A 12,564-nucleotide genomic window follows, 5' to 3' on the forward strand; every position below is an offset into this window, starting at 1 on the left:
ATACGAAGGCGGGAGCCGGAATGAAACGACGTATTCGCGTGGTGACGCAAAAAGATGCCGGCAGGGAAGATGTTTTCTCCCCGGATTGCGGAGGCTGGGAAACGGGGCGCAGTTGAATATTTTATCTGTTTTTGTTGGAAAAATGCTCTTGAAAAATAACTTCATGAGCGTATTTTTTTAAACGTATTTCAACTTTGCTTTGTCCCTAACGCGAAAATTGTATGAAAGTACGCTTACCTCTGCAACTGTTCCGTCGGCTTATTCGCATTCTTTCCGTTCCGTGTTTTACGCTTGGGTCCGTTTCCATGGGCGGCATCATGCACCAGGACGCTTCTTTCCAGACTTATACGGATTTCGGCCAGAATATGGGGCGTTACTCCACAGGAGCCACCAACGCGCTGCTTCAACATCTTCATGCTGACGGGGTGATTATTTCCTACACGGGCGGCCAGGCGGACCAGAAGCTGGCCCATGAAATGATCAGCTTTGAAAGCCAGACGGACAAGGGGAACGCCGCCGCCGTGGGTTATAATTTCATCGCCACCGTATGGCATAACCCCACCAACATGCTTGATACGGTGGGGCTTAATAGCAATGTGACTTTTTCCGCGAATGACATAGGAGCTTCCTACGCCATCCGCTACCAGACGATAGAGCTGGATTCCAGAACCCGCGACAAGAGCGGAAAATTTGAGACGGGCAGCGCCGCCACGGATTACAAGGCGGGGCGCCTGAGCAAAATCATCACGGATGTTTCCCCTGCCGCCATTTACAGCGGCGATATTTCCGGCAGCGCGCTGGTTGGCCAGCAGGTTTACCGCAGCGGCTCCGGCACGATGGGGGTTTATAACCATTCCATGCAGCAAACGGGTTTGACCGCCGGCTACAGGTATATTACCGGCGGCGTGGAAACGCTTACCGGGGAAACCCATTATAACGCGGATGCTTTCCGCACATCGGTTTCAGATAGCAATTTCAGCGCGTCCGGCATTACTGCGGCCAAGCCTCTGCCCTTTGTCTCTCTGGGCGGGGACTCTGGAAGTCCCGCCTATATCTGGAATGAGGAGACGAACCAGTATGAGTTCCTGGCCTGTTTGCAATCCGGTGATTCCTTCCGTTTTTCCCAGTTTAACGGCAATTGCGCGTGGACCAGCAAGATAGTCGATAACTACAATGTGGCCGTGGACTGCGGGAGCGCCCTGGGCGGCGCGGACCACACCGTTTACGTCAATGCCGTGACGAGGGACGGGGGAGAGGTCATTCAGGGTAACACCGCTTCCACCAGGCCGTGGCACGGGAGCGTGACTGACGCCGCCGGCAATGAGCTGGCGGACTTCATCGGCCTGCGTTCCGGGTCCAATACATGGAAAAGCCTGAACAACGTCATGAACAGCAACAACTGGTACGCTTACGGGGACGGATACCTGAACGCCGGTATACCGGACCTGTTCGTGACCCAGGACCTGGTGTTCACCGCTTCAGGGGATGAAGTCCAGCGTGTTGTGCTGAATGGAAATGTGGACCAGGGGGTAGGCTATACGCGCTTCAGCAAGGCGGCTGGTAGCGGAACCGCCACCTTCCGCCTGACTTCCGCGGAAGGGGAAAGCTACATGCTGAATTCCGCCGGATATGTCGTGGACGCGGGGGTGGACGTGCATGTGGAGCTTACGAACTCCGCGGATTACGCCCGCGAATGGAGGAAGACGGGTGAAGGCAACCTGTTCATTGAAGGGAAGGGAAATAATTATATTGGCCTGAACCTGGGCGGTTCCGGTGCCACTTATCTGCAGCGCGAGGGCGGGTATGCCGCCTACAATGTGCTGGCCAACAACGGGACCCGCGTCATCATCAATGATGTGGGGCAGATCGGGCGGGATTTTACGTTCGGCAATGGCGGGGCTACCCTGGATTTCAACGGAAACAGCATGGAGGTGTGGTTCAGTGCCGTGCCGGAAGGGACGGACGCGTTTACCCTCCATTGCCTGGATGAGGGCGGCGTGATTGCCAACCTCCGGCGGGGGACTACTTCCACGCTGACATTCAAGGAGGGAGGGACCTGGAAGGGCTCTTTCCGGGACGCCGGGGAAAACGGAGGCGCCGTTTTGCGCGTGGTGTATGACGGAGGCGATCAGCAGCTCGTGCTTAATTCCATTCTTACCAGCCTTTCCGGCTCCAACGGGGAGGACAGGAGCGCTTTCATCGTGCAGTCCGGAACGGTGCTGCTGAAAGGGACCAACACGGTGCACGGCATGGGGTCCGCGGACGGGCGTTCTTCCAACCGGCTCTTCAACGCGCTGGACTGGCATTATGCTGACGCCGCCATGGATGTGGAGGTGCGTGACGGTGCTACCTTCCGCCTGGGGGATCATGCCCGGCTTCAGGGGGACGTGAATGTCCTTTCCGGCGGCACGTTGCTGGTGAATGAAGGCGTGCAGCATGAGCTGGAGCATATTGAGGGTGGCCAGAAGCTGGAAAGCACCTCCGCCATCCGTGATTACTGGGGCCTTCACGGCAATGTGTCCCTGCAAAGCGGAGCGCGGATGCAGATTGCCTTCAGCGAAGGCGCAACAGTCGGCATGGAGCTCAAAGGCGGCATCAATGGAGATGGCTCCCTGAACATCAGCCTGGGTTCCAACGGCCTTCGCCTTGTCCTGAGCGGGGACAACGCGTCCCTGAGCGGGGAGAAGATTCTGGAAAGCGGCACGGTTCAGGGGACGTCGCTCGCCTCCATGGGGGATGTCCGGACCAACAAGTGGTCTGTGGGAGAGCAGGGCGTGCTGGCCTCCCTGGGCTTTACTTCCGACGTGTCTTCCTCCCGGATTCTGTCTTATATTGATTCCTCTTCCTCCGGCGTGCTGGCCCTCGCTGCCGACCGGACGGAAACATTGGACATGTCTTCCCACACTTCCTTGTTCATCGGTGCGCTGGAAGGAACGGAAGTCCATTACGGCAGCGCGGATACGGCGCTGGGCACGAATGCCGCCGGCCAGTGGCTGCTGGGCGGCGGCGGGGGCGCCCTGTACGTGGACGCCCTGCTGGAAGGCGAGAACCGGCAGCTGGTCATCGGCAATTCCTATGGGACGGGAAAAGTCGTGCTGACCAACGCGGCCAATACGGCTTCCGGCACAATCATGTTCGGCGGCGGCGTGACGCTGGATTATACGGAAGGGGCTTTGGGGAATCTGCACTTCGATCTTTCCTATACCAACGCTTCCTATTACACCGAAGGCGGTTCGCGGGAATTCCTGTCTTCCTATGTCAATGAAAACGCTGACGGCATTCTGTTGCTGGACCGCACTCCGGAAGCCGCGATTGATTTGCGCAACCACTCTCTTCTGGCGCTCGGCAGCTCCGATTCCGGAGCGGGAACCGTCTTTACGGGCGATATCCTTCTGAATGAGGGGCAGAGCTACCGTTTCTCCGGCAGCGGCAATTTGATCATGGAACACCTCAGCGCCGGGCATGACGTCATTGTGGACGGTCAGACGTTTTCCGGAGGTTCCCTCACCCTGACGGGAGACAGCCTGGTTACAGGCGCCGTCTCCATCATGGGGCACAGGGAGTCTTCCCCTTCCTCATCCGGCAGCATGTCTTTGTCCCTGCAAACGGACAATGCGTTGAAGGATGCTTCCTGCGTCACGATTTCCGAGGGCGGCATCCTGAATATTAACGGCACTACCCAGACCCTGAACAATGTCGTGCTGAATGCCGGAGGCTCCATATCCGGGGAAGGCACGCTTGTGCTGGCAGTCCCGGATACCGGGATGACGCTGGCCGGCAGCCTGGAGGTGGCGACGGTGATCAAGCAGGATGCCGGCAATCTGACGCTGGGCGGAACGGGTTCATACAATTCTCTGCAGGTGCAGGCCGGAACGGTCACGTTGGGCTCCAACACGGCGTTTTCTTCTTCAGGCACTGCTGATTTTTATGCGGGGACGGGTCTTCTCCTGAACGGAAAGACAGCCAATGGCCGTGTTGTGCTCCATGGGGAGGGTAGTGAGGGCGTGTCCGTCTCCGGCGGCGGCACTTTCTCCGGAACCCTTGCCGTGGCGTCCGGAACGGGATATGTTACGGGCAATACCACTTTCGCGGGGCTTGATGTGGCCTCGGGGGCGGTGCTGAGCCTCGGCGGCAGCGGCAATTTCTCCGTCAGGGGCCAGAATGTCAACGCTTCCGGCGGGACAATCCTGGTAAAGGACGGTTCGCATGCGTTCAACCTGGCGTACAACGGCAACGGGAGCAACCAGATCCTGCGCGGCACGCTGTCCGTCGCGGACGGGGCTTCCCTTACCCTGCAGAGCAATGGCGCCAATTTGGGATATTCCCAGACGAAAACGCTGAATTCCGTCCGTATTGAGGAAGGCGGGCGGCTGGATCTTTCCTGCACCCAGTACAACACGGTCTGGGCGGTAAATTCCCTTTCCGGCGGAGGAAAACTGAATTGGGATTGTTCAAAAAATAACTATTACTCATCCCAGCTTCTTCTTGGCGGGAACGGCCGTTTTTCCGGAACAATCAATTACCGCTCCACGAATGAAACGAGCGGCTACAAATATCAGAATTATTTGATATTCAATTCAGACCAGGCCGTCAGCGATGCTGTGGTCAATATGTACGGAAAGAGCGGGCTGGCCATGGCCTCTATGGGGGTCAATACGAATCGCCTGTCCCTGCGCGGGCTGGACGGCAACGCCAATACCTACCTTTTTGCCGGCGGGGCCAAGGCGGGCAATCAGCTCCCCTTCCTGCAGGGATTTGTGCTGGATTCGGCGCAGGCGTCTTCCCGCAGGGCCACCCTGACCATCTCCGCCCGTGAAGGGGAGAGCCATACGTTCAGCGGAACGGTCAATGGAAGCGCCTCCGCCGGGTTCAGCCTGGTGATGGACGGCGCGGGGACGCAGACGTTTAACGGGGCTTCCGTCACGCTGCATGACGTGTCCGTGACGGGAGGGGGCGCGTTGAACCTTACCGCCGCCAATCTCAGCGTGCTTGGCAATTTGACCCTTTCCGGGGGCGCCTCCCTGGCTCTGAACTCCGGCTATAACTTAAGCGCCGGGAAAACGCTGGCCCTGATGGGTTCGTCCGCTGCGCCCGCCACGTTGAACATGACAGGGACGGGAAATGCGCTCACGCTTTCCGGCGGCGTTCTTACCTTTACCGGCGGCGTGCTCTGCTCGGATTCCGCCACCTTGCATATCGCCGGCGGCGGATTGGCCTTTGCTGAATCCCTGGCGGAGCAGACCATTAACTTCACGGAAACGGCGTCCATCAAGACCGGCGTAACCTATTGGCTTGCCGATGGAGACTGGAGTCCCTTCCGGAATGGTTCCTTTGCCTCCGGAGCCCTTCCCTATCTGAACGCGGATTTTTCCATTGCGGATACGGGGCTGTATGTGACCTTCTCCGCGGCGGAAGGCGTCAGCATCTGGGACGGAACGGAAACATCCAACAATTGGACGGCCGACAAATTCGGCAATGCCGCCCCTCTGCCCGGAGAAGCCACGGCGGCTATTTTCAATGAAAGCGCCGGAAGCCATGTGGTGAACATTGCCACCACGGCGGAAGTAGGTTCCCTCCTCATTGACGCCGATAACGGATACACATTTACGGCGGCGGGAGATCATCTGGTTTCCTCCGGGTCCCTCACGCATTCGGGCAGGGGAACCACCGTTATTGAATCCGGAGTGCGGATTACGGGAACTGCCTCCATTGAATCCGGGGAGCTTGTCGTGAAAGACCGGGAGACGCTGGCCGGAGCCATTACGGGAACCGGTACCCTGGGAATTGACTGGGGAAGTGAAAGCGGCTCCCTTTCCACAGAGAATTTGGGAACGCTGCACATCATCAGCGGCCGGTATGAGGGAGGCTCCCCCGCCGGGCTGGTGCGTGTGGATGACGGAGGCCAGTTCTTCGTGGCGTCAGGCACGAGTTCTTCCGCCGTTGAGCTGGCCGGCGCCGGCTGGAAAGACGCCGGAAATGAAGCTGACAGGGCGGGAGCCCTGAGGCTCGGCAACGGAGCGGCCGTTTCCGGAGCCGTTACGCTGTCTGCGGACGCGGTCCTCATGCTCAGCGGAACTTCCGGGACGATTTCCCATCTGAATACAAATGGCCATACTCTTGCGAAGGAGGGGACGGGAACGCTCGTGCTGGGAAGTACGGATATTGTGGGAAATCTTGACCTGAAACAGGGAACCATCCAGTTCAACGCAGGCGGCCACGCCGGCATATCCTCCATCCGCATGGCTTCCGGCACGGCCTTGAAGCTTGATTACAATGCCAACATCACCAATGGTTGCGCCGTCTCCATGGAGGATGGCTCCAGCATCAATTTCTGGAACGGCACCGGCACTTCCAATTTGAAAATCGACCTGAACGGAAATATCAGCCTGAACGGGAACTGTTCCGGAAATGCCGCCGTTCTGGCCGGAACGATTTCAGGAACAGGCCGTCTGGATCTGGGCACTACTCTGCAAAATGCCTGGACCATTTCCTCCGCCATATCGGGGGATCTCTCCCTGTCTGTCAACTCCAGGGTGACGCTGTCCGGCAATAACTCCTATACGGGCGGCACCGTCATTTCCGGATCCACTCTGACGACCAGAAGCGTTTCCGCTCTGGGGACGGGAGCCGTCACTATCAATGGTGGGGCCCTGGCTTTGGGCGGCAACCTGGAAATCTCCGCGCTGGCGGGAACCGGAGGCTCTGTCAGCCTGGGAGGGAACCTGCTGGGCATTTCAGGGGGAGGCGCTTCAACCGTTTATGCCGGCTCCATCACCGGAGCGGCCGGCAGCGGGCTGAATGTGGGCGCCGGAGCGAATCTGGGGCTGACGGGCGCAGTCACGGCGGATTCCGTCATGGTGGGCGGCGCGCTGGCCCTGAGCGGCACGACTACGGTGGGCTCCATGCAGGTTGACAAGGGCGGCAGCGTGACGCTGGGCGGCACGTTGAACCTTGATTATTCCGGAGGGAAGCAGGGAGGCATTGTGAATAAGGGAAGCGTTTCCCTCCAGGAGGGGTTGGACCTTCACCTGACGGTGGGCGGCACGGGGGCCGGTTCCTGGTCCCTGGTTTCCGGAGGCGGCATTTCCTACAGCGGCGATTCCCTGACGGACCACCTCTTCATTGATGGCGTGCGGGCCAACCGTCTCCGGGTGGAGCTGACGCAGACTGCGGATGAACTGTCCGTCGCCTACGCAGGCAGCAAGACGCTCCTGTGGACGCCGGGCGAGTCTTCTTCCGTCTGGAATGCCGTGGGAGACGCCAACTGGAGCTTTGAGGACGGTTCCGCCAAGGGCATTGTCTTTTATGAAAACGATTCCGTCATCTTTAACCAGGCAGGTCCCCAGGCCGTGACTGTGGCTGAAGACGGTGTGGCCGTTACGGGAATGTCCGTGCAGGCTGCCGGCTATGCCTTTGACGGCGGCGCTGTCACGGTGAAAGACAGTCTGCTGGTGGACGCGAATGGCGGCGCCGTTTTCAATTCCGCCGTCACGGTAAACAGGGATCTCATGGTTTACGGACGGGAAGGAGCTGTCTTTAATGCCGCCCTGAACGTGGCCGGCGACGTGATGATGGCCGGTAATACGGTCTTCACCCAAAACTTCACGCTGGCGGACGGTGGAACCGTTTCCTTCGCGGAAGGGGCGCAGTGGTCCAGCAGGAACATCGCCCTGGCCGGAAACGGGCAATTTGACGTGCGCGCCGGCGTCCGGAATACGGGCAGCGGGACGGTCAGTGTGGCTACCGGCAAGACCTGGACCGTGGCCCTCAGCAATGACTCCCTCTGCGAAATGGCGTCCCATTATCTGCAGCTTACCGGAGTTCTTAATCTAGAGGCGGGAGAAAACAGCGGCGGCACCCTGGTGGTGGATGGCCTCTGCCTTTCTTCCACCAATCCAAGCGGCGGCAAGAGCCAGTTGAATATTGCCGCCGGCACGCAGCTCTTCATCAAGGGGGACAGCGCCGGAAGAAATAGCGGAGGCATTGTTGGCAATACGGGGTCCATGATGCTCTCCAACTGGCCGGGGAACGGAGGAAACAATGAAGTGAACGTGAATGGCGTCCTGACGAGCAATGCCGTCATCAGCGGCCGTGATGGAGCCTCCGTCATCAACGTCGGGAATGCAGGCGTGCTGAACATGCTGGGCGGACTGGCGGCGAATACTCCGGGACGTACCAAGAACCATGTGATCAACGTTGCCGGCGGCGGCCGCCTGAATGCGGCGGGAGGCACGGAAAACCAGTACCTGAAAGTGAACCTGGCGGCCGGATCATCCTTCGGCGGCGTGGGGGAAGCGGGAAGCGCGGCTTCCTTCTCCAACAATCTGGCGGTGGGGACGGCAGGACAGGAAGGAGTGGTTACGTTTGATACGAACGCCCGCAGGCTGAATGCCGCTGCGTATGAGGTGGAAAATGCGGACGGAGGGCTGGATCTTGTCTTCTCCGGAACCATAACTGACGCCGGAAATACGGCGGCGGCGGTAACGGGCAAGGGAAGCGTTGCCTTCACGAATAACACGACTTTTTCCGCAGGAAGCACGGTGGAAGCAGGAGCCGCGCTGAGGTTCGGTTCCGGAACGGCGGCCTCGGAAATCAGGACGGGGAACGGAGCTTCTCCGGCGGTGGTGGCGGGAACCCTGTCCTACGCGGCGGGACCCGGCCTCAGCGTCAGTGAGGGAACTCTTGCCAACACCCGGGTCAGCATGAATCAGGATTCCCGGCTTACGGCCGGCAATGTGGCTATGGATGCCGGATCCTCCATCACGGGGGGAGCCCTGGCGGTGGACGGGCTTTCCATAGCCGTGGAAAGCGGCGTGACATCCACGGATACGCTCATGGTCAATACGGTGTTGATCTCCTCGTCCCAGGAAGAACTCACGGTCAGACTGGACCATGACGCCCGGGTATTGTCCCTGGAGTGCACTTCCCTGAATGACGTGACGGTGACGGGCTCTGCGCTGATGTTTGATTTCTCAGCCTTCGGAGAATGGGCCAGCATCCTGGAATACGAATATCTCTGCCTTGACTTCTCCGCCGCAAGCGCGGATTTGTCCGGGGTAAGCGATATTTCCGTCGTATACGGAGATCAGGTTTATGAAGGCTACCGGGCAGCCACTGTGGCAAGCCGCTCCGGGGTGAGCAATACGGGCAGCTCCATTTACTTTGAGGTCGGAACCAAGAATGCGCCGGAACCGTCTGTGGCTGCCCTGGGGCTGGTGGCTCTGTCCGCGTGCGTCATGCGCCGCCGCCGGTCATAAGGAAACGTGCTTTTCTCCTGCGCTCCCATGCGGGGCGCAGGAGAAAAGAATGATGTGCGGATGTTTTTTCTTTGACTTGAAAAATGAATGCCCGATACTTTTTCAAAGAGTGAAAAACGGTTTGAATTCCCGGATATGGGCATGCCCGGAAGGAAAAACTGATCAAATGTAATCATGATATGAAAATAGTTTATCTTGTTGCTTTGGCGTCTTTCGCCCTTGTTTCCTGTGACGGCGGGAAAAAACAGGCCCCGCCCCCGGATGTTCCAGCCGCCGGGGAACAGGCTGTCCCCAAAACGCCGGGAGAAAAAATTCTGGCCGTTCTCCTTCTTATTCAGGACCAGGCCGCGGCAAACGCTCATGCGGCGGAGGTGAAAGAGCTTGCGAAGGCCCTCCCCCGGGACATTCCCCATGAAGAAAGCGTGAATATCATGAATGAACTGCTCCGTCTGGCCAGTCGGGAATGCTATGGTTCCCGGTCTCTGGAAGATGCGTTGAAGGGAAACCAATTTGACGCCGGGGAATACACGGGCAGCGTGCCTCTGGATGTAGATGGCTTTGAACCCACTCCGGACGAGCCGGAGAAATAAATTTCCGTGCGTGGAAACGGCGGACTGTTTCCGCGCCTTCTCCGTTCCGTCGTTCCCGGAGAACGAACTACGGAAGGGAAATGGCCTGATGGCTCCGGAAGGGGCGGTTTCCCGGCGGGGAGGGGAAAGATGCTGTACGTTCCTCTTTCAGAAAAAGGAAAGGCGGAAGGGATTCTCCTTCCGCTCTCCGGAATTTTCTGCCCGGATGGGGCAGAGCCGTGAAAGGAAACTCAGGGTAAGGGGCGCCGCAATTCTTCAATGGCTTCCGCCATGTCTTCCCGGGTAATGATCTTGGAAATGCCTGCTTCCCCCGCCTTGGAAAGCAGGACGAAGCGGATGGCTCCTGCCCGGAATTTTTTGTCTGATGCCGTTTTATTGAGAATCAACTCCGTGTCAATGTTATCCGGGAGAACGAGGGGAAGTTCCAGAGCCTGGAGGGTGTAAAGTATCTTGTTGGCGTCGGAAGAATTCAGCCCGGCCTTTCGTTCGCTCAGGAACAGGGCGGCGCGCATGCCGAGCGCCACGGCTTCTCCATGCAGGATAGTGCCGTAGGGAACGGCGGCTTCAATGCCGTGGCCGATGGTATGGCCGAAATTGAGCAGGGCGCGGATATCCAGCGTTTCCAATTCGTCATTCTCCACAATGCGGGCCTTGATTGCCACGTTCCGGGCGATCAGGTCGGGAAGCCTGGCAATAGTATTCAGGGAGAAGCCGATGGAAAGTTCCGGCCCCAGCCCTTTCAATTCATGAAGCATGGAAGCATCTTTGATAGCCGCGTGCTTGACGGCTTCCGCCAGGCCTTCCGCCAGCGTGCGGCGATCCAAAGTCACCAGCGTAGTGGGGTCGATGACGACGACGGACGGCTGATGAAAGGCGCCTACCAGGTTTTTCCCCTCCGGAATATTGACGGCCGTCTTTCCTCCTACGGAACTGTCCACCTGGGCGACCACCGTCGTTGGAATCTGCATGAAGGGAATGCCCCGGTAATGAATGGCCGCGATGAAGCCGGCCAGATCCCCCACGACGCCGCCGCCCAGAGCGGCAATGCATCCGGTGCGGTCGATCCCGGCACGGACCAGTTCGGAACACAGCTCCTGGGCCTGAAGCATATTTTTGGAAGCTTCCCCGGCATTCACTACGTGCAGGCTGGGCATGAATCCCGCGCTCTCCAGGGACTTCATGACGCGCTCCGCATAAAGCGGGGCGACGCGGCTGTCCGTGATCAGCGCAATCTTGCCGTCCAGACCGGCGCGGTAGGCAAACTCTCCGGTACGGTCCAGTGCTCCGTTTTCCACGTGGATGTCGTAGGAACGTTCACCGAGAGCAAGAGAAATGGTAGGCATGAGGCCAGTATGGGGTATTCCGGAGGGAACCTCAAACGGAAAGTGCGGATGAGGCGCAGAAGACGCATTCCCCGTTTAATGCGTTCTTGTCCTGGGCGCCAGCGGAGAAAGAGTTTCCAGGATAACGTTCAAATGCTCTGCGCGTGAGGTCGTGAAGGCGCCGTCGTCCTTCCAGATGATATTGCCGTTGCCGTCCAGAAGGACAATCGCTGTTTCCGCCTTCTTGTGAAGGGAAAGTCTGCGGCGGACAAAAGACTGGTCGTAATAGGAAATCAGGGAATTGGTCTTCATGTAAAAATCCGGGAAATCCCCCAGGGCCTGTGTAAAGGCGGGCACGTCCCCTTCAATGGGAGGCGGCTGCAGCACCAGCAAAATGCTGTACTCCACCGGGGTTGGCGTATGCTTGTACTGCTTGCGGAGGTCTTCGCAGAAGGGAAGCCACTTTTTCATGCCGTACAGGGTTTCCGGATGAAAAACAGTCAACATGATATGAAAACTTTTTGGAACGATGGGAGGCAGGGAAATATTATCTCCCATTAAATTCATGCCGTTGATATCCGGAAAACGGTAACGTCCGTTTCCTCCTCCATAAGGGTGCTCGGGATTGGGCGTTGGCAAGTGTATTTCCTGATTCTTCATGCGCGGTTAGACAAAAATCGGAGAAATAATGTTCATGCTGATGGCTGCCCAACAGGGCCTGTTTATGGGGGGACGAGAAGGTTGAGAGTAGTGACGCAATGGAGAGGGAATACAGCGTGCTTGGAAAACCAGCCTTCCTTGTAGAGGGGCGGAAGGGGGCTGAATTCCCCTGGGAGGCGGGGAAGTGGGATGGGAAAAAAGGGAAGCGTTCAAAAAAAGACGCGACAGGATGGGGGATTATGACAAAACGGCATCTCATTGATTATATGTGTGTTAATGGCTGTATGGACAGGGGTGGTCTGAATGAGGCGCGGGAAAAAATGAAAAAACATCTCGAAAAAAATTGACAAAAAGGGGGAAGTTGATAAAGTTCTCGGCACGCCAACACGGCGACGGGATGAAAAGCCCGGCGGCAGACGGACTCGGAAGAGTAACGGAAGCGGCTGGAGCCGGCCACCCGGAGAGCTCCCTGGAAGCAGGGGCGATAAGAAGATTTCAAGGGAATGACTACCGAAAACCGCCGAGGGTTTTCCGAGGGCGCCGAGAGGTGCCGGAGGAGTAAAAGGCCCGAAGGAGCGACCTGGCTCTGAGAGGGGTGGTTTGGTAGAAGCGAGGGGAAAGAAAAAAGGTCGTGACGCGCGCCGTGCAAGGCAGAGCGAAGAGGCCTTCAAGAGACACAACTTGAAGGAAGAGCCGGCTGAAGCATGGCGCAAATGAAATCGCAAGATTCCATTT

Annotated in this window: 5 protein-coding genes; 3 read left to right on the forward strand and 2 right to left on the reverse strand. The window is 58.2% G+C overall.

Features of this window, described 5'->3' with window-relative positions; genetic code table 11:
- Window positions 1-221 precede the first annotated feature (221 nt).
- A complete protein-coding gene (locus CI070_RS02175) occupies window positions 222-9,257 on the forward strand; it encodes a S6 family peptidase (RefSeq protein WP_094135927.1) in 9,036 nt (3,011 codons plus the stop codon).
- Window positions 9,258-9,436: 179 nt separating this feature from the next.
- Window positions 9,437-9,847, forward strand: coding sequence for a hypothetical protein (locus CI070_RS02180; RefSeq protein WP_094135928.1), 411 nt, complete (start codon window positions 9,437-9,439; stop codon window positions 9,845-9,847).
- Window positions 9,848-10,077: 230 nt separating this feature from the next.
- Here the strand turns inward: CI070_RS02180 and aroB are convergent, their stop codons facing one another.
- Window positions 10,078-11,190 carry a 3-dehydroquinate synthase gene (gene aroB, locus CI070_RS02190; RefSeq protein ID WP_094135930.1) on the reverse strand — a complete coding sequence of 371 codons (1,113 nt, stop codon included), beginning with the start codon at window positions 11,188-11,190 and terminating at the stop codon, window positions 10,078-10,080.
- 75 nt (window positions 11,191-11,265) lie between these two features.
- Window positions 11,266-11,676: a hypothetical protein gene (locus CI070_RS02195; RefSeq protein ID WP_143246891.1), complete on the reverse strand. Its 411-nt coding sequence runs from the start codon at window positions 11,674-11,676 to the stop codon at window positions 11,266-11,268.
- A 251-nt stretch (window positions 11,677-11,927) separates the two neighbouring features.
- Here CI070_RS02195 and CI070_RS02200 point away from each other — a divergent pair, with 251 nt between their 5' ends.
- Window positions 11,928-12,176 (forward strand): hypothetical protein, encoded by a 249-nt coding sequence (locus CI070_RS02200; RefSeq protein ID WP_094135932.1) that lies wholly within the window; start codon window positions 11,928-11,930, stop codon window positions 12,174-12,176.
- Window positions 12,177-12,564 lie beyond the last annotated feature (388 nt).

Origin of the sequence: Akkermansia muciniphila (assembly GCF_900184965.1) — a bacterium.
GTDB lineage: Bacteria > Verrucomicrobiota > Verrucomicrobiia > Verrucomicrobiales > Akkermansiaceae > Akkermansia > Akkermansia muciniphila_A.